16 protein-coding genes are annotated in these 17,816 nt (G+C 60.2%); 10 read left to right on the forward strand and 6 right to left on the reverse strand.

From position 1 onward, the window contains the following. Nucleotides 1-156 precede the first annotated feature (156 nt). From BSZ35_RS02170 to BSZ35_RS02200, 7 genes are all read left to right on the forward strand, one after another. Nucleotides 157-2,109 carry a TonB-dependent receptor gene (locus BSZ35_RS02170; RefSeq protein ID WP_105010920.1) on the forward strand — a complete coding sequence of 651 codons (1,953 nt, stop codon included), beginning with the start codon at nucleotides 157-159 and terminating at the stop codon, nucleotides 2,107-2,109. Between the two features lie 46 nt (nucleotides 2,110-2,155). After that, on the forward strand, nucleotides 2,156-3,271 hold the full coding sequence (locus BSZ35_RS02175) for a hypothetical protein (RefSeq protein ID WP_105010921.1): 1,116 nt from the start codon (nucleotides 2,156-2,158) through the stop codon (nucleotides 3,269-3,271). Nucleotides 3,272-3,327: 56 nt separating this feature from the next. Continuing rightward, nucleotides 3,328-3,537 carry a (2Fe-2S)-binding protein gene (locus BSZ35_RS02180; RefSeq protein WP_258096034.1) on the forward strand — a complete coding sequence of 70 codons (210 nt, stop codon included), beginning with the start codon at nucleotides 3,328-3,330 and terminating at the stop codon, nucleotides 3,535-3,537. 188 nt (nucleotides 3,538-3,725) lie between these two features. Further along, nucleotides 3,726-4,472 (forward strand): PIG-L family deacetylase, encoded by a 747-nt coding sequence (locus BSZ35_RS02185; RefSeq protein ID WP_105010922.1) that lies wholly within the window; start codon nucleotides 3,726-3,728, stop codon nucleotides 4,470-4,472. A 196-nt stretch (nucleotides 4,473-4,668) separates the two neighbouring features. Next, nucleotides 4,669-5,661 carry an ATP-binding protein gene (locus tag BSZ35_RS02190; RefSeq protein WP_258096035.1) on the forward strand — a complete coding sequence of 331 codons (993 nt, stop codon included), beginning with the start codon at nucleotides 4,669-4,671 and terminating at the stop codon, nucleotides 5,659-5,661. A 265-nt stretch (nucleotides 5,662-5,926) separates the two neighbouring features. Further along, entirely contained in the window at nucleotides 5,927-6,670 is a 744-nt protein-coding gene (gene pgl, locus BSZ35_RS02195; RefSeq protein WP_181149142.1) for a 6-phosphogluconolactonase, read from the forward strand. 485 nt (nucleotides 6,671-7,155) lie between these two features. After that, on the forward strand, nucleotides 7,156-7,569 hold the full coding sequence (locus BSZ35_RS02200) for a co-chaperone GroES family protein (protein ID WP_105010924.1): 414 nt from the start codon (nucleotides 7,156-7,158) through the stop codon (nucleotides 7,567-7,569). Nucleotides 7,570-7,808: 239 nt separating this feature from the next. Here the strand turns inward: BSZ35_RS02200 and BSZ35_RS02205 are convergent, their stop codons facing one another. The 6 genes from BSZ35_RS02205 to BSZ35_RS02230 all read right to left on the reverse strand — a co-directional run bounded on the left by BSZ35_RS02205 (nucleotide 7,809) and on the right by BSZ35_RS02230 (nucleotide 13,710). Then, the gene (locus BSZ35_RS02205; RefSeq protein ID WP_181149143.1) at nucleotides 7,809-8,444 is read right to left on the reverse strand and encodes a DedA family protein; all 636 of its coding nucleotides are present in this window, start codon (nucleotides 8,442-8,444) and stop codon (nucleotides 7,809-7,811) included. 18 nt (nucleotides 8,445-8,462) lie between these two features. Next, nucleotides 8,463-8,936, reverse strand: coding sequence for a 2-C-methyl-D-erythritol 2,4-cyclodiphosphate synthase (gene ispF / locus BSZ35_RS02210; protein ID WP_105010925.1), 474 nt, complete (start codon nucleotides 8,934-8,936; stop codon nucleotides 8,463-8,465). Between the two features lie 49 nt (nucleotides 8,937-8,985). Next, nucleotides 8,986-9,726: a 2-C-methyl-D-erythritol 4-phosphate cytidylyltransferase gene (gene ispD / locus BSZ35_RS02215; protein ID WP_105010926.1), complete on the reverse strand. Its 741-nt coding sequence runs from the start codon at nucleotides 9,724-9,726 to the stop codon at nucleotides 8,986-8,988. Nucleotides 9,727-9,794: 68 nt separating this feature from the next. Continuing rightward, nucleotides 9,795-10,841 carry a tRNA preQ1(34) S-adenosylmethionine ribosyltransferase-isomerase QueA gene (gene queA / locus BSZ35_RS02220; RefSeq protein ID WP_105010927.1) on the reverse strand — a complete coding sequence of 349 codons (1,047 nt, stop codon included), beginning with the start codon at nucleotides 10,839-10,841 and terminating at the stop codon, nucleotides 9,795-9,797. Between the two features lie 154 nt (nucleotides 10,842-10,995). Then, nucleotides 10,996-11,961, reverse strand: a complete 966-nt coding sequence (locus BSZ35_RS02225) for a cobalamin-binding protein (RefSeq protein WP_105010928.1) — start codon at nucleotides 11,959-11,961, stop codon at nucleotides 10,996-10,998. Nucleotides 11,962-12,003: 42 nt separating this feature from the next. After that, a complete protein-coding gene (locus BSZ35_RS02230) occupies nucleotides 12,004-13,710 on the reverse strand; it encodes an amidase (RefSeq protein ID WP_105010929.1) in 1,707 nt (568 codons plus the stop codon). A 666-nt stretch (nucleotides 13,711-14,376) separates the two neighbouring features. Here BSZ35_RS02230 and BSZ35_RS02235 point away from each other — a divergent pair. The 3 genes from BSZ35_RS02235 to purN all read left to right on the forward strand — a co-directional run. Continuing rightward, on the forward strand, nucleotides 14,377-15,357 hold the full coding sequence (locus BSZ35_RS02235; protein ID WP_105010930.1) for an aldo/keto reductase: 981 nt from the start codon (nucleotides 14,377-14,379) through the stop codon (nucleotides 15,355-15,357). Nucleotides 15,358-15,441: 84 nt separating this feature from the next. Next, the gene (locus BSZ35_RS02240; RefSeq protein WP_181149403.1) at nucleotides 15,442-16,953 is read left to right on the forward strand and encodes an FGGY family carbohydrate kinase; all 1,512 of its coding nucleotides are present in this window, start codon (nucleotides 15,442-15,444) and stop codon (nucleotides 16,951-16,953) included. A gap of 181 nt (nucleotides 16,954-17,134) precedes the next feature. After that, a partial coding sequence (purN, locus tag BSZ35_RS19420) for a phosphoribosylglycinamide formyltransferase (protein ID WP_181149144.1) occupies nucleotides 17,135-17,816 on the forward strand: 682 nt, incomplete at its 3' end.

The raw sequence follows: 17,816 nt of genomic DNA on the forward strand, positions 1-17,816 counted from the left end.
TCTCACCGCCAACCACCTCCGGGAGCTGAGGTATGGGGCGTGCTGCATCTTGTGATCCGTCCTCGCTCTGGATTCGCCCTGTCCGTGGCAATCCAAGCCGCGTGCGGTCCCCGTACAGCCGCCCGAACCTCACAACTGAGGTGAGGGCTTTTTCTTATGGCTGCCGTGCTGTACCGCACCGTTTTACTTCTGGGAATTCTTCTGGCGTTCTGCACTTCGTTGACCTCCGCCCAGTCTATAGCGGTGGACACCGTGCAGGTCGACACGGGACGGGTGGAGTGGGAGCGTGCGCTTCCGCCCCTCACGGTTACGGCCAGCCGAATTCCAACTTCGCCCGCCAAGGCCCCGGCCCGTGTCACGGTACTAGACTCTACCGCTCTCGCTCGGACCGGTGCTGCGTCCGTCGCAGATGCTCTTGAAGCCCGCGCGGCCCTTTACGTCCGACGATACGGAGCCCACGGCCTCGCCACTCCTGCCCTCCGCGGAACCGGTGCGTCCCAGACGGCCCTTCTTCTAAACGGGCAGAGCATGTCCAATCCCCAACTGGGACACTTGGACCTTTCCCTTCTGCCCACGGTTCTCCTCCGCTCCGTAGAGGTGATGCACGGCCCGGCGTCCCCTCTTCATGGCTCCGATGGCCTGGGAGGCGCCATTCACCTCCATACCCTGCGCCCCCAGTCCTCCGTCCAGGTGCGAGGTACGCTGCATGCCGGCGCGTTCGGCGCCCGGGGCGGCAGTTTGCTCGTGGGAGGCCCCCTTTCGAAAAGCACGTCCGTGCTGCTAGCTGCCGACTACCAGTCGACAGACGGTGACTTTCCGTATCTCGACGAGGGTCACTTCCCCCCTCAAACAGTGCGACGGAAAAATGCCGATCGGGTCCAGCACTCCGTGTTTGGCAGCGTAGAATCGCAGGGCGACACCCATCGCTTCCGAGTGTCCGGATGGGCGGGCTGGTCGGAGCGCGGCCTCCCTCCGGCCTCTTCCACTGCGCCTACGCACGAGCGACAATGGGATACGCAGCTTCGGCTCTGGGCGGAAGACCGCATTCCGATGGGGGACGGAACCCTCACGCTCCAGGGCATGACTCAACATACCCGCATCCGGTACACCAATCCAGCGCAAGAACTCGACCAGACCGGACGCACCTGGACCCACTCGCTCGACGCAACTGGGCGTACGCCGGTTACAGACCACTGGACGACCGTTGGTGGAGTCTCCGGAAGCATCGCACAGGCCTTCCATCCTCGACTCGATGCTCCTGCCCACCAAGAACGTCTGTCCGCTTTTGCCGAGGGCACCGGGCGCTACAGCCGGCTCCGTCTCTACCCGGCCCTTCGTGCCGACACGTACTGGATGCCTGGAGGGCAAACCCGTATGGCTTTCAATCCGCGTCTGGGACTTAACTGGCCGCCCGTGCCGAGTTGGCCTACGCTCCGCCTGAAAGCCCAGATCGGACGCGCGTTCCGGGTGCCCACCTTCAACGACCGATACTGGGAACCCGGCGGCAATCCCGACCTGCGACCGGAACGGAGCTGGGGGGGCGACCTCGGACTGTGGATTGATCATTCTCGGGGCCACGTCGAGCTGACGACCTTCGGGCACCGGCGTCAGGACCAGATTGTCTGGCGGCCAACGGGCAACGGCTACTGGGCTCCTGTAAATGTGGGCCGTGTTCGGGCTCTCGGCAGTGAGCTTTCCGGCGCTTGGGGCTGGATGCCCACTCCGAATACGACCCTCGACGTGGGATTCAAATACACGTTTACCGATGCCCGTAACCGGTCGACTCCCCGTTCCAGCTCGTACAACGAACGGGTCCGATACGTCCCTCGCGACCAAATGAAGGTCTACTCAACCGTTTCCTGGGGTCCTGCCGCCCTAACGATCAATGCTCGCTACACGGGCCGTCGTCCCCTCACCAGCGACGGCCGCCAGTTCCTGAATGCGCACGTACTGACCCGGACCCGACTCCAACTTGAACACTCTCTGTCCGACGTCCGCTTCGCGCTGTCCGTGGACATCGAGAATGTCTTTGACACCGACTATCGGAGTATTGGGAACCACCCGATGCCCCCCCGACACGCCCAATTTCGACTTCTCATTGCGCCCTAACGGCGCTCTTCCGTTGTTCTCTTCCTTCACACCCCTTGCTTTTTCAATGCCCCTTCGACGTCTTCTCGTTCTTGTTGTCTGCACCTTCTCCCTCCTCCTCTCCGGCTGTGACTTGTTGGGGGCCGACGACTCCGGCGCCCCACCCCCGGTCACGTCTGGCGTATACATTGCCAATGCTGGTGGCTTCGGCAACCAAAACAGTAGCTATACAGTCTATGACCCCTCTACCGACGATCGACTTCGAATTCCCCCCGACCGGACGGGCTTCGCCTCCTACATCCAAAGTCTGACGGTCCACGATGACCGTGTCTACCTCCTCTTCGGAGAAACAAATAGCGTCGGGGTGTTCGACGTGGAGTCCAACGAGCAGATCGCTCAAATTTCCGGCCTCCGCAATCCGCGCTACCTGGACGTACACGAAAATACCGCTTACGTCTCCGGCCAAGACTATCGCTCTCCCATCGCCCCAAAGCTGTACCAGATCAACCTCTCGACCAATACGCTCGTCGACTCGGTCGACGTGGGCGGCTCCCCCGAGGACGTGCTTGCCACCAGTGAGCGTGTATACGTCGCCCTTGGCGGACAGGACGGGTCGGTGGCTGCCGTAAATCGATCGGACCTGACAGTCGAGCAGAAACTTCCCATGAACTGTGACGCGCCCCGTTCGCTGGCAATGGACCAGCAAGATGAACTTCTGGTCTTCTGTACGGGATCAACGATTTACGACGAAAACTTCAACGTAGAGGACCGCACAGATGGAGCCATTCGGGTCGTGGACCCATCGAATGGCAACATTACCACTCAGATCCCACTCGACACGATGCTGACCTCCGTTTCGCAGGGACAGCGCGTCTTTTACGCTTCGCGGTCGGACGAAGCGTACGCTGTACTGGCCGACCAGTCCATCCTTCGCTTCGATGCAGCCGAAAACTCGATAACGGATCAGTTCGACGCTTCGGGCATGCCCATTGGAACGCTCGGATATGATGCCGTCGAGGAGCGTCTCTACGTCGGCCGTGCCGCCTCCGATGTTTTCGGGGCCAGTGGCACAATTACGGTGCATCGCCGGAATGGGGAACAAGTTGGCGCCTTCGACGCTGGCGGCACTCAGCGACCGGGGATTGCCCCCACTGACATTTCGTTCCGCCGAACCGGCCCGTGATGCCCCTCGGTGCCGACTCCCTGTCATCGTCCGTTCTATTCACGACCCCCGCATCGATGATGACAATCGACCGCTGCTACTGCTATCAGCAGACGTTTGCTGACCTAAAAACGGTGGCGGAGGAAACGGGAGCGGACTCAGTGCACGCCCTGCAGTCCCACGTAACCTTTGGCGAAAATTGCCAGCTCTGTCATCCGTACGTCCGCCGAATGATGGAAACGGGGGAAACCGTATTCCATGAGGTACTGGAAGACGGAGAAGCGTGATGGCCTCCGCTCCCTTCGTGGTCCCTTGCCCCTCGGCTTCCGAACCTCCAATGCCCTGTATGATCAGGTAAGAAGTCGAGGGGCGCCCCCGGGCCGGTACCTGTAGTCGCGTCGTGCCTGTTTGACGACCCTCTTATCGCTTCACCCGTAGAATTAGGGATTCGCCCCCTCGACAACCTCGATGTTTTATGGCCTCTCTCCTTTACATCTTCCCTCATCCCGACGACGAATGCTTTGGCCCCGCCCCTGCAATCGCCCGTCAGCGCCGCCACGGGCATGACGTACACCTTCTCACCCTGACGCGGGGAGAAGCAACCTCACAACGCGAGCGGCTTGGCTATTCGAAAGAGGAAATGGCCGAGACCCGACATCAAGAAATGCAAGACGTTGCAGACGCTCTCGATCTGTCGTCGCTTACGGTGTGGGAATACCCCGACGGACAACTCGCTGAGCTGGATCCGCTGGTCCTCGAGGACGAGATCGCGCGCCAGATTCATGAGACGGAGCCCGACGTGGTGGTGACGTATCCCGTGCACGGAGTGAGCGGACACCCCGATCATCTCGTGACACATGCGGTCGTCAAACGTGTGGTCTGCGCCCTGCGCCGAGATGGAGTGACATACCCAAAGCGGCTTGCGTTCTTCACGCTCCCCCCTGCTCCAGACGATGCCTCTCGCCCCCCGCACCTCCAGCACTCGCCTCTGCCTCTCGTCGACTGCGTCGTGTCGGCAGACGACGTGGACTTTTCCACCGCTCGGGCCGCGCTTGAGTGCTACGCAACGTACCTCCCAGTGATCGAAAAGCAGAAGCCCCTGCAGACCGTGGCGGACGGCGTCAATTTCGAGTTGTTCGGTGAGTCTTACGAGCCGCCTCTGTCGGAGTTGGTAGAGAAATTGGAGACCTCAAATCCATCGCCCCTGTCCTCCTCCATATAGCCGACCATCGTTTTCACAATCATAATCCAAACCGGCCCGGAACCGGGAACGACGCACGGGCCTTCCTCAATATGAGCTAAAACCCGGCCCTTTTTCCCGAGTTGTCGACTCACGTCCGCTGATGAGTCCCTCTGCAAAGGTGAACCAATGGCTCCCGTCACCAGTGAATCGTCTCGCGCTGAAAATCGCCGGGGCCATGACACTGGCTGTTACCGGGATCGCCGCCGCAGTATCGTCGTGGCCGTCGTGGGGAATGATCGGAGCCGGATCCGGCTTCATTGCCTACGTAGTCGCCCATTACACTTTGGCCCGTCGACTCGATCAGGCCCATCGGATGCTCCATCACATCCGTCAGCACGCCTTTGAGGACCTCACCGCTCCGACCAATCCCCACAGCGACGAGCTTCGCTCGCTGATATGGGAAATCTATCGCACGGGCCAGACGCTGGAGAATGAGATCCAAGAGCTGAAGGAGCGAGAAAGCTACCGGCGTGAATTCATCGGCAACGTCTCTCATGAACTCAAAACCCCCATCTTTTCCGTTCAGGGATTCGCGGAGACGCTTCTCGATGGAGCACTCGACGATGAAGACGTCAACCGCACCTTTCTCGAAAAAATTCTGCACAACGTCTCCCGCTTAGAAAACCTGGCGCGGGACCTGTCGGCCATCACGAAAATTGAAACGGGCGAAATGGAGATGTCGACCGGACAGTTCGCCCCATCCGCTATATTTGAGGAGGTTCGAGAGTCTCTGGAGATAAAGGCCAAAGAAAAAGACATCACCCTTCGGTGTGAGGTGGAGGCCAATCTTCCCTCAGTCTACGGCGACCGCGACCGCCTCCGCCGCGTGTTAGTGAACCTCGCGGACAACGCAATCAAGTACAACGAAGCAGGCGGCACCGTCCTCCTTCGCGCCGTCCACGCCGCCCCCGAAGCAGTGGAAATTAGTGTGTCCGACGATGGCATTGGAATCCCGTCGGAGCACTTGCCGCGTCTCACGGAGCGGTTTTACCGCGTGGACAAAAGCCGCTCTCGAAATCAGGGCGGCACTGGACTAGGACTCGCAATCGTGAAACACATCCTCGGGGCTCATAACCGCGAGCTTCACCTCGACAGTACACCGGGCGAGGGATCAACCTTCAGTTTTACTCTCCCCACAACTCCCTTTGACTCTCTGAACCCGGCATGATCTCAATCCCCGTGGAGTATTCGGGCCCCGAATCGTTTTTCCCCCCATGTGAGCCGGTTGAGATCCCGCATCGGAATGCGGGGGGCGCGGTCCGTAAAGACGGCAAATTTTTTACGGGATGGAGCTCGGAAATGGACAATCACGTTCGGTCAACGGTATAAGAAGCCACTTTCATTTCAAGCGCCATACCTCCGCTGGGATACCTGCGGAATCGTCCAGGACGCCAACTGGACGAGGATTCCTTCTCACTTGCCTTCTCTCCCCGATGCCCAACTCGTTCCCCCCCGCCGTCGACGTAGACGTGAGTTCCGACCTCGAAGCCCTGAGCCAAAACGCTGCCCATCGGGTGCGGTCGATCATTGAGAGGACTTTAGTCGACCAAGACCTCTTTGCTCTTGCTCTGGCTGGCGGACGTACGCCGCGCCGACTGTACGAATTACTGGCCGAGGACGCGCTTCCCTGGAACCAGATTCATCTCTTCTGGGGCGACGAACGACTGGTCCCGCACAATCACCCAAAAAGCAACGTCCGATTGGTGCGAGACACTCTCCTCAACGCAACTGACGTGCCGGAGGAGAACGTTCACCCTATGCCCGTCTCCGACCCGCCCGAGACCGCAGCCACCGCCTACGCGAACACCCTGCACCATGCGTTTGCCGATCGACCTCACACCTTTGACCTCGCTCTGTTCGGCATGGGAACGGATGGACACACTGCGTCCCTCTTCCCGGAGCACGACCCGTCGCCCACCGATTCGAAATGGGTTCGTGCCGTCTCAGCTCCTCCCCGACACGACATTGCCCAGCGACTAACCTGTACGCTTCCTGTCTTCAACGCCGCTCGGCACGGGCTGGTGCTCGTGTCGGGAGCAGAGAAACGCAAAACGGTCGAGGCTGCTCTCGGCAATCGGGACGACTCGTTGCCCATTACCCGCCTTCGTCCCCGCAATCAGCTCGTCTGGCTTCTGGATGAAGAGGCGTCCCCTTCTCGCAACAGGTCCTCTCCATAATCCCATCGAGAATAAGTATCTTCAACCGGCAGACAATTTCTCAGCGAATGGCAGCAGCAAGAACGTTGCAGTTGCACTACGGAGGAATACGTATTTTAGGCCTCTGAGGCTCATCTTGGTCGATAGATAATGAACAAGCGATTCAGAAATTTTGAATCGAGGACGATAGTACATATACTATTATCCACTTTAAGTCCACCCCCCCTCATCCATTGGCTTCCCACCGCCATGGAGAATCAAATTGACCGTACCATCCGGCTTATGGCCTTCGCCGCAGGCCTCGTCGGCCTCCTCGTGATTGTGGTCTTTCAGTTTTTATAAGATCGGATCCTGCTTCCCGGTCGAGCGTCCTACGGGACAAGAAGACGGGAGAAGTGTACGTTCTGTGGAAACTTTCGCCCCGAATGAACCCTCTGTCCACGGGCCTCGTTAGGTGCGTCTGTTAATGTTCAATCTGAATACTTCCTCCAAGAGTCGTCTATTCCATGGCGGACCTTATCGTCGTTGGTGATCGCGTGCTTATCCAGCCCGAGACCGGAGAGGAAAAAACGGACACCGGACTTGTGGTCCCTGCTTCAGTTTCCGACCAGGACAATGTTCAGAACGGCCGGGTTGTAAAAACGGGTCCTGGCTATCTCACGCAGAATCCCGAGTATACCGAAACGGAATCGTGGAAGGAGTCCACTACGCCGGTACGCTACCTCCCTCTTCAGGCCAACCCCGGCGATCACGCTTTCTTTCTTCGCAACGAAGCGATCGACCTCCGCTACGATGGCACCCATTATCTGATCGTTCCCCACAAGGCCATCCTCGCCCTCATTCGAGATGATGGGCCGCGCGAGGAACCCTCGGATACGACCGTCGATGATCTGGAGGACCTTTGGGACGAGGACGAATGACGCACGCTGGACGCCCTCGACCACAAGTGCTGCAGGTCTGCAGTTTGGCCCCCAGTAAAAAAGCGGGGATCGGCCTCACGAGGGGAAACCAGGGGCAGGTACTGAATTGAATACGCTGCGTCCCATACCATCCTCGGCAGATTGAGTCGCCGTATGAACAGCGCCCCGAGATGAGAAACGGAACGTACCGGACGGCTCAATTACGGGCTCCGGTCCTCGCCCCCAATCTCAGGGCCCCGTCATCTCACCTCTCCTTGAGCATCCTCTGACCGCTGGCGCCAGTACCAGCGCACCAGCAGCGCCAGGGCCGTTAGTGACAGCAGCGTGAGAATGATTCGCCCGTAGGCCCGAAGATAGTCCACCACGAGCGTCCAGTTATCGCCCACCGCGTATCCGGCGTAGCTGATGAGTCCAGTCCAAACGAGTGCGCTCACGGTGCACCACCAGAACGTGCGGCCCGGCGCCAATCGTCCAATGCCAGCCGTCAACGAGATCACCGACCGAGCCCCGCTCAGAAACCGATTGGCCGCAATCACGCCGTAGCCGTACTGGTGAATCCAACGTCGAGCTCGTTCTACACCGCTTCGGGGCAGCCACCGATAGCGCTCGGCATCCAGCACCGTGGCCCCTAGCCGATAGCCCAGGGCGAAGACCGTCATAAAGCCCAAGGCCCCTCCGATCGTGGACAGCAGAATGACAATGCCGAGGTGCAACTGTCCGATCCCCGCGAGGTACCCTCCAAATACAACCACCATGTCTCCGGGAATCGGCGGAGCTACGTTTTCGCCGTAGGCGATCACGAAGATCGTGAGATAGGCCCAGACCGGCGACAGGGTCTGCATCCACGTGAAGAAGTTGGAGAACCACTCAAGCATGGAGGAACCGTGGGAAAATCATACTGGCCGAATCATGCACACTGCGTGGGCCTGAGCGCCTTCTTCTCGTCCCACCGCCCCTAGTCCTTCATTCGTGGTTGCCTTCACCGACACCCGGTCGCGCGGGACATCGAGACCAGACGCCACGTTGCCGCGCATCGATTCGATATAGGGGCGTAGCTTCGGTTGCTCAAGAACGACAGTAGCGTCCACGTTGTGTGGCCGGTAGCCCTCCTCATGCACCGCCTGCACGGTGTGCTCCAACAAGACGTGGCTGTCAGCCCCCTTCCAGGCCGGATCGGTATCCGGAAAATGGGTGCCAATGTCCCCGAGCGCAGCCGCCCCCAAAAGCGCATCGGCGATCGCGTGCAGGAGCACGTCGGCATCGGAGTGCCCAGCAAGACCGGCATCGTGGGGGATCTCAACCCCACCAAGAATGAGAGGGCGCCCCTCCACGAGCCGATGGACGTCGTACCCAAAGCCAATTCGCATACGGAAGATCGAACCTTTCGTCGAAGGGCGTCTGCAATCAAATCGCGTGTCAACGGTCCGTGCGCTCTGGAGCAGTGGTCCACGCCCCCCACAACTGCTGCGCCATCTGCCAGTCGCCCGTCGTAGTGATTTTAAAATTGCGGCGACTGCCCTGCACCAGATGAACATCGCGTCCCTGTTTCTGCACCAGCCCCACATCGTCAGTCGCAGGCTGTCCGTCAGCCTCCACCGCCGCGCGGTGTGCGTCTTCAAGCCAGGCGCGGCGGAAGCCCTGCGGCGTCTGCATCCGGTAGAGGTTGCTTCGGGGCACCGTCTCCCCAAACCGCTCATCGGAAGCCGTTCGAAGGGTGTCGGCCACCGGCATAGCAAGAGAGGCCGCTCCGTGGGCCCGAACCGACTGGATTACCGCCTGCACCTCACGGGCCGTTACGAACGGGCGCACGGCGTCGTGGACGAGCACCGTCTCGACAGGAGCCGGCACAGCCCGAAGGGCGTGTCGGACGGAACTCTGCCGCGAGTCCCCCCCGCTTACCACCGCCGTGAGCTTGCTCAATCCCTCGGCCTGTAACCGGTCGCTTACCTCCTGCACGTGGTTCTCCGGCACCGCAACCACGAGATGCCCAACGCCAGGATGTTGCTCGAACACCAGCAACACCTGAACGAGCAGCGGACGGTCCCCCAGCGTCCGAAACTGCTTGCGCGGCCCGCCAAGCCGACGACCCTCCCCCGCTGCCGGGATGAGCACAGCCACTTCATGTTTATTTCCCACTTCCGTCACGTCGTCAGACATCAGACCCCTCTTCCGGCTTGGTTCATCCAATAGCTCATAAGGGCGCCGCTTCTCAAACAAGCGGAACGCTACTCAATCAACATGGCGTCGCCAAACGAAAAGAGCCGATACTCCTCTTCAAACGCTTTATCGTACACCTCAAACGCAAAATCATATCCCATGAACGCAGAGGCCATCATGTAGAGGGTGCTCTCTGGCCGGTGAAAGTTGGTAATCATCCGCTCCGTGATCTTGAAGTCATACTCCGGATACACAAAGAGGTCCGTCCAACTATGATCGGCCTTCAACATCTCGTCGGCGGAGAGACTCGACTCAAGAGCGCGAACCACCGTGGTGCCGCAGGCGGTCACCGTGTTTTCCTCAGAGAGAAGGGCTCGGTTCACGGCATCGGCGGTCTCCTGAGGGATGATAAACTCCTCAGAGTCCATGCGATGCTTGGTGAGGTCCTCCACGTCCACCGGACGGAAGGTGCCGCGCCCCACATGGAGCGTAATGGGCATCACCTGCACGCCCTTCTCTTCCAGCCGATCGACGAGTTCTTCGGTGAAGTGAAGGCCCGCAGTGGGGGCCGCAACGGCTCCCCGGTGCTTGGCAAAAATGGTCTGATAGCGCTGGCGGTCTTCCTCCTCCACCTCCCGGTCAATATAGGGGGGCAGCGGAGTCTCACCCAGCTCCCGAATTTTCGCGTAGAGCTCCTCGTTCGTGTAGTCGAAGGAGAAGCGGATCGTGCGCCCTCGGGAGGTGGTGTTGTCGATGACCTCGGCCGTCAGGTCGTCGTCGAATTCCAGCTTATTGCCAATGCGGATCTTCCGGGCCGGGTCGACCATCACATCCCAAAGCCGACTCTCGGGGTTCAGCTCCCGGAGCAGGAAGACCTCAATGTCAGCCCCGGTCTTCTTCTTCTGACCGTAGAGCCGCGCAGGATAGACCTTCGTGTTATTGACGACGAGGACATCGCCCTCCGTAAAGTAGTCCGGTAGGTTTTTAAACTGCTCGTGGTCGACCTCCTGCTGCTCCCGATCCACGACCATCATGCGACACGAATCGCGGGGATCGGCAGGATATTCGGCAATGAGTTCTTCGGGGTATTCGTAGCTAAACTCCGATCGTTTCATATACGAACGTCGTAGGACCGTCGGGTGATGAAAGAAGCAGGACGTTGAGTGCGGGAGGAGCAACCGTGCCCTTCACTCCTCGCATTCCTTCCCATAGCAGACCCTCTAAACTACGTGGCGAAAGCAGATGATCCGGCGTCGGCAAAAGAGGCGATTACCGATCCGACGTGGCCGTGTGTTCGGCGTCGGGAGGGAGCCATTGCCGCTCCCAAGGGGCCGGAGCGGTCTCAAGGGACAGGGACGGATAAATCGTTGTCGCCAGAATCTCGATGGCTCGCCCCAGACGCGCCCCCGGACGATTGTAGTAGGCATTCCCATCCAGCACGGCAACACGCCCTTCACGGACTGCCGTCAATTCCTGCCAGCCCTCGCGACCGGTCAGATAGTGAAGGTCGCGCCGGGTTTCTTCAACAGTGAACCCACAAGGCATGCAGGCAACGACATCTGGATCCGCCTCCCGCAGCGCCGTCCACTCGACACGGCGCGTGGGCTCGCCGGCCGACCCAAGCACAGGCGCCCCCCCCGCCATCTCCACGACGTCGGGCATCCAGTGCCCCGCCACCATCAGCGGTTCCAGCCACTCAATGCAGACCACGGACGGCAGAGTGGCCGGATCGGTGCGACGATCAATTCCGAGGTGCGTGCGCAACACCTGAATGCGCCTCTCAATCTCTCCGACCACTTGCATGGCCGCCTCCAGACGATCCATCGTACGTCCCAGACGGAGAACCTCGTCGAATACCTCCTTCAACGTCTCCGGATCCATCGAGAACACGGTCGGATCGCTGGCAGTCCAGTCGGCCAGTTGTGCCTCCAAGGCCGGTCGGCTCACTGCACAGACATCGCATTGATCTTGCGTAAGCACGAGATCCGGCTCCAAAGCCCGCAACTGCTCCAGATCCACTTCATACAGACTGAGTCCGTCCTGCACCTTGGATTGTACCGCATCGTCAATTTCTACAGAGTCCCCTTCTTCTTGATAGGCGGGGGCCGTCAGGACCGGTCGATCTTGAATCTCGGCTGGGAAGTCGCACTCATGCGAGCGGCCCACCAGCTCTTCGGCTGCGCCGAATGCACACACCCATTCCGTGGCTGCCGGCAAGAGTGAGACGATGCGCATGACGATTAACAAAGAGATTCGAAAGATATCATCCGTGGGATCCTACCGGATGGGAGGACGGCGGGTGTGATAGTCGGTCTCTTGCTGAAAAGAATGGGAAAGAGCCAGCGGCGCCTGGTCGTGATAAAGCGGCCCAATGAAACTGATGCTGCCCGGCTGTCGCCGCACGTCGGGGCCCTCCTCTACCGGCCGAAACGCATTGGGAACGCACACGCAGGGATGCCCAGTCAAATTGGTAATGCCGAGGGTGCCCCCCTGAAAACTGGGGCTCACAAGCACATCAAGATCGCTCATGAGCGTGTGCATCTTCTCCATGAGCCGCACACGGAGACGATTCATCTGAAGGAACTCAACGCTGGGAACGAAACGCGCCGTACGAAACACGTTCGGCCACGTATTCTGGCCTTGGCGCACAAGCTGATCGATGCCATCCGATCGGGTCAACTCATCAAAGGCCGTGGCGGCCTCCACCTCAAGGGTATTCAGCATAGCCCCCACGGGCAGATCCGTGGGAAGATCCACGGCCTGAAGGCGAACCCCCATGTCGCGCAAGACCTTGAGGGTGCGTTGGTCCGCCGACTGGTTGTCGTACTCCTCTTCGAAGGCGGAGGCAACGTATCCAACGCGGAGCGAGGCCGGATCCACAGACGGATCGAAGGGAAACGGCATGTCGACCGAGGCCGGGTCGCTGGTGCCTGCCCCCCCGCGGATTGCGTCAAAAACGAGGGCAGTGTCGTGGGCCGAGCGAGCAATCGGCCCCAATTTGTCCATCGACCAGGAGAGCGCCATCGCTCCCTCTCGGCTCACGGCCCCAAAGGTGGGACGATGCCCCGTCACCCCGGTCCGTGTCGACGGAGAAACGATTGAGCCCAGCGTTTCCGACCCAATGGCAAAAGGCACACATCCTGCCGACACCGCAGCGGCCGGCCCCGCCGACGAGCCACTGGACCCCTGATCGAGATTCCAGGGATTCTTGGTTGTGCCCCCAAACCACACGTCGCCCCATGCCAGCGCTCCCAGCGACAGCTTGGCTACGAGAACGGCCCCAGCCTCATCTAGCTTTTCGATGACTGTGGCGGTTCCCTCCAGGCGCTGCTCCTGATACGGCGTCGCCCCCCACGTCGTCTTGTATCCCTCTACGGCCAAAAGGTCCTTTGCCCCGTACGGCACGCCATGCAACGGTCCGCGCCAAGTCCCCGAATCTAGCTCCTCATCGGCCGCACGGGCCGCCTCCAGGGCCCGTTCTTCCGTGTAGGTTACCACCGCATTAAGATCGGAATCGTACCGCCGCAGTCGTGCCAGCGCCAGCTCCGTAAGCTCCATACTCGTTACCTGTCGCGAGCGGAGCAACTGAGCAAGTTCGGCAATGGACGAAAAGGCCAGCCCCGCTTCAGTCTCCGGCCGCTCAACATCGGGAAGTGTGCCCGAGACCCCGTCTTCCTCCGCCTCTACCGAAGGAATCTCAGCTCCCCCGCGGCGTGGATCAAACGTAAATGCCGGCGCGCGCTCATTCGGAATGTCGTATTCACGAAGATCCTCGTATTGCGAACGGTGCTCATTGAGGTTTTCGACGATGAGTTCCCGCTCCTTATCGGTGAACGAGAGGCCCGCGATTGTCTCCGCGGCGGCAACGTGCTCGGTCGTCACGTTCTCTTCCTCAGACTCCGCTAGCTTTGTATAGAGAATACCGGGAAAAACGCCTGTAATTCCGAGGCTAGTACACGCTTCAACGAACTGGCGGCGGTCCATAATCTGTCGATGTCGGGGTAAGTGGCTAGCAAAACACCCCTTGTGGGGGGACGAAAATGCGATGCTTCCGTGTCGGACGTAGCGACTGTTTTGATTTCAAACGTGGGCGTGCCTAACAGAACGGCTCATCTCTTCCTATTGAGCCGATTTCTATACGAGCCTGACGGGCACCACGAGCGCTGAGAGGTAGACTTCCTCAGTCGCAAAAACGGTTGCCATCAAAACAGTTGGTTTTCCCATGCAAGTTGGCCCCTTGCGATCCGTCAACCTCGAAGAGGAACAATAATCTCACAAAGGACACCCTCGACAACTGCGTTCGTTTCGGGAGAGACAAAGACCGTCCGCCCCTCGCTAGTTTCTGCGCAGAGTGCACAAAAAACGCTCTCCGGCAATGATCGACGGACTGCCCGATCCCGTCGGGTCGTACGAAAAGTGATAGGCCGGCGTCCCCGTATCCATCGGCCGTTTAGGAAGCCAGGTTGCACTCGGCACCAAACCGGGTGCAACCTACGTCCTTCTTCCTCAATATCATAGAGCCCCGAACGGGCCTACCTCGCGTCACCGCAACGGGACGGATTAACCCAACTGTACTGCCCGGAGTGTCTACGGGCCCTGCGTCCTCAACTGTTCGACACACATTGCCTCGCCTCCAACACACAGCATACCATGAAATATCGCCCTCTCGGCAGTACCGGCTGGAACGTCTCTGCCGTCAGCTTCGGCGCCTGGGCCATCGGCGGCAGTTGGGGCAGCGTGGATGATCACGAATCCCTCCAAGCCCTGAATACTGCCGTTGAGAACGGCGTCAACTTCTTCGACACCGCGGATGTCTACGGCGACGGACGGAGCGAGCAGTTGCTTGCTCAACTCTATCGCGACCACACCGATATCCACGTGGCCACCAAAGCCGGACGGCGTCTTGACCCACACACCGCAGAAGGCTACAATCGGGAGAATTTGACCGGCTTCATCGACCGCAGCCTCGAAAACCTGGACCGTGATGCGCTTGATCTCGTCCAGCTTCACTGTCCGCCAACGGAGGTGTACTACCAGCCCGAAGTGTTCGCCGTCCTCGACGACCTGAAGGCACAGGGCAAAATTAAACACTATGGCGTGAGCGTGGAAAAGGTGGAGGAAGCCCTTAAAGCCATCGAGTACCCCGGCGTGGAAACCGTGCAGATCATCTTCAACATGTTTCGGCAGCGCCCCGCCCAGCTTTTCTTCGAGGAGGCTATGGCGCGGGACGTTGGGATTGTGGCACGGGTGCCTCTCGCCTCAGGACTGCTCACCGGCAAGTACGGAAGCGATGCTACGTTTCCGGAAACCGACCACAGGCACTTTAACCGGAACGGCGAGGCGTTCGATGTTGGAGAGACCTTTGCCGGCGTAGACCTGCAGCAGGGCGTGGCCGCCGTCCGCAAGCTCAACGAAGTAAAGCCGAACGGCATGACGATGGCCCAATTCGCGTTGCGATGGATCCTGATGCACGACGCCGTGAGCTGTGCCATTCCTGGCGCCAAGCGACCCGAACAGGCCGCCGAGAATGCTCAAGCCGCCGATCTCCCCCCCCTCTCCACCGAAACAATGAACGCAGTAGAAACCATCTACGACGAATACATCCGCGAGAGCGTTCATCACCGGTGGTAGTGGGCGCGTAGCCTTCCCCCCGAATACGATCTCTCGGCCAGCACGGCAGTTCCCACCACCTTACTCCCTCACTTCCTCAGTGCAATTATGCTCCTTGGCTACGACGTCGGCAGCTCCGCGATCAAAGCCGCCTTGCTCGATCCCGAGAGCGGAACGGTTGTGGCCTCCGCTCGCTCTCCCTCCGACACAGAGATGACGATGGAGACGCCCAATCCTGGATGGGCTGAACAACCGCCGTCTCGATGGTGGCGGCACATACAGAATGCGACCGATGCCCTTCACCAAACCGCTGACCGCGACCTCGCGTCCGTATCTGCCATCGGGCTCACCTACCAAATGCACGGTCTCGTGTTGGTGGACGACACCCATGAGGTGCTACGCCCCGCCATTATCTGGTGCGACAGCCGGGCCGTCGACATTGGCCGAGCGGCCTTCGAGGCGCTCGGCCAGGAGTGGTGCCTGCAGCACCTCCTCAACAGTCCAGGCAACTTCACGGCCTCCAAACTTGCCTGGGTGAAACGCAACGAGCCAGAGGTGTACAGCCGCATTCACAAGGCCATGCTGCCAGGCGACTACGTGGCCCTTAAGCTGACAGGCGACGTCTGCACGACGCCCTCCGGCCTCTCCGAAGGAACGTTGTGGGACGTCACGAGCGACGCCCTGGCCACGGACCTGCTCGATCATTACGGCCTCGACCCGACCCTGTGGCCTACGGTGGTGCCTACATTCGCTGAGCAGGGCACCCTCTCTCGCGCTGCCGCCGACACGCTCGGCCTTTCCCCCGGCACCCCGGTCACATACCGCGCTGGCGACCAACCGAACAACGCGTTCTCCCTGAACGCCTTGGAGCCGGGTGATATGGCCGCGACCGCGGGCACCTCCGGTGTCGTTTACGGCGTCGACGACACGCCACGATACGATGAGCAGTCGCGTGTAAACACATTCCTACACGTCAACCATAAGCCGAACACGCAGCCGCGGTACGGCACCCTCATGTGCGTCAACGGTACCGGTATCTTGAACCGGTGGCTCCACGACAACATGGGCACTGAAGCCCCTCTCTCCTACGACGCCATGAACGAGGAAGCGGCCGAAGCCCCCCTAGGTGCCGAGGGCCTCTCGGTACTCCCCTTCGGCAATGGCGCTGAGCGCACACTCGACAACCGCAGCCCGGGGGCCTCCATCCACGGTCTCAACTTCAACGTACACGACCGCACCCACCTGCTCCGGGCGTCCCAGGAAGGAATCGTGTTCGCCCTCCGCTACGGGATTGACATCATGTCGGAGATGGGGCTGCCGGTCGAGACCGTGCGTGCAGCGCACGCCAATATGTTCAGGAGCCCCGTCTTCCGCACGGCGTTCGCGACAATCACAGGCACAACCGTAGAGCTCATCCGAACGGATGGCGCTGAAGGCGCTGCCCGAGGCGCAGGCCTGGGGGCTGATGTGTTCGACACGCGAAGGGATGCCTTCGAAGGGCTCGAACGCATCTCGACAGTGGAGCCCAAAAGCGCACAAGTCGATGCGTACACGGATGCCTACGAGCGTTGGAAGTCTCGCCTGGATCACCAACTCACGCACCCACTGGAGACGTAACGGTCTTCCTTTTCAGCTCCTGGAGGGAGTCCCCCGTTCTGTCCTACATTTTGAGAATAGGGGCTCCTCTTCGCTGTGCATGTGGAAAATCTCAACCGCAATTTCGTGCCCCAATCGCTGGCATTTGCCCCGACGCACCCCCACTTTGTGATCCTGTTCACGTAGTTGTCCATCCCCGGAGGTGCTCCTCGTTCTCGTGACCGCCGACTCGGCCCCGATGCGTCTTGCCGTCTTTGCCTCCGGTGGAGGCACCAATTTCCAGGCCATCCTGGACGCCATCGCCGATGGTGACCTCCCGGCCCATCCCGCCTGCTGTGTAAGCAATACTCCGGAGGCGGGCGCACTGGAGCGTGCGGCACGCCACGACGTGCCAACGGCCGTTGTCAACCCATCCGACCACGCCGACGCCGCTTCCTTTGGCAATGCCTTGCTGGACGTGTTGGCCCGGCACGAGGTGTCGTTTATTGCCCTGGCCGGATATATGCTCAAGATTCCGCCGAACGTCGTGGACGCGTACCGAGGCCGCATGACAAACGTACATCCAGCCCTTCTTCCTGCCTTTGGCGGCAAGGGGATGTACGGGATGCACGTGCACGAGGCTGTCCTTGAGTATGGGACCCATTGGAGCGGTGCCACCGTCCACCTTGTCGATGAGGAGTACGACCACGGCCCTGTGGTCCTGCAAGAGCCCGTGCCAGTGTACGCCGATGATACCCCTGAACGGCTTGCCGAACGCGTGAAAACTGTCGAGCATCGAATATATCCCGAAGCCCTCCGGCTTTTCGCACAGGATCGGGTCCACTTCGACGGTCGTACGGTTCGGCTTGACAACTACGATTCGCCTGTGTCGCTCTCTCGCCCCC

Origin of the sequence: Salinibacter sp. 10B, from assembly GCF_002954405.1 — a bacterium.
In the GTDB taxonomy this organism is placed as follows: Bacteria; Bacteroidota; Rhodothermia; order Rhodothermales; family Salinibacteraceae; genus Salinibacter.

Excerpts from the sequence above, each read along its gene's own strand:
- BSZ35_RS02170 (WP_105010920.1), top strand. The coding sequence starts at position 157 with ATGGCTGCCGTGCTGTACCGCACCGTTTTACTTCTGGGAATTCTTCTG.
- BSZ35_RS02175 (WP_105010921.1), top strand. The coding sequence starts at position 2,156 with ATGCCCCTTCGACGTCTTCTCGTTCTTGTTGTCTGCACCTTCTCCCTC.
- BSZ35_RS02180 (WP_258096034.1), top strand. The coding sequence starts at position 3,328 with ATGATGACAATCGACCGCTGCTACTGCTATCAGCAGACGTTTGCTGAC.
- BSZ35_RS02185 (WP_105010922.1), top strand. The coding sequence starts at position 3,726 with ATGGCCTCTCTCCTTTACATCTTCCCTCATCCCGACGACGAATGCTTT.
- BSZ35_RS02190 (WP_258096035.1), top strand. The coding sequence starts at position 4,669 with ATGACACTGGCTGTTACCGGGATCGCCGCCGCAGTATCGTCGTGGCCG.
- pgl (WP_181149142.1), top strand. The coding sequence starts at position 5,927 with ATGCCCAACTCGTTCCCCCCCGCCGTCGACGTAGACGTGAGTTCCGAC.
- BSZ35_RS02200 (WP_105010924.1), top strand. The coding sequence starts at position 7,156 with ATGGCGGACCTTATCGTCGTTGGTGATCGCGTGCTTATCCAGCCCGAG.
- BSZ35_RS02205 (WP_181149143.1), bottom strand. The coding sequence starts at position 8,444 with ATGCTTGAGTGGTTCTCCAACTTCTTCACGTGGATGCAGACCCTGTCG.
- ispF (WP_105010925.1), bottom strand. The coding sequence starts at position 8,936 with ATGCGAATTGGCTTTGGGTACGACGTCCATCGGCTCGTGGAGGGGCGC.
- ispD (WP_105010926.1), bottom strand. The coding sequence starts at position 9,726 with ATGTCTGACGACGTGACGGAAGTGGGAAATAAACATGAAGTGGCTGTG.
- queA (WP_105010927.1), bottom strand. The coding sequence starts at position 10,841 with ATGAAACGATCGGAGTTTAGCTACGAATACCCCGAAGAACTCATTGCC.
- BSZ35_RS02225 (WP_105010928.1), bottom strand. The coding sequence starts at position 11,961 with ATGCGCATCGTCTCACTCTTGCCGGCAGCCACGGAATGGGTGTGTGCA.
- BSZ35_RS02230 (WP_105010929.1), bottom strand. The coding sequence starts at position 13,710 with ATGGACCGCCGCCAGTTCGTTGAAGCGTGTACTAGCCTCGGAATTACA.
- BSZ35_RS02235 (WP_105010930.1), top strand. The coding sequence starts at position 14,377 with ATGAAATATCGCCCTCTCGGCAGTACCGGCTGGAACGTCTCTGCCGTC.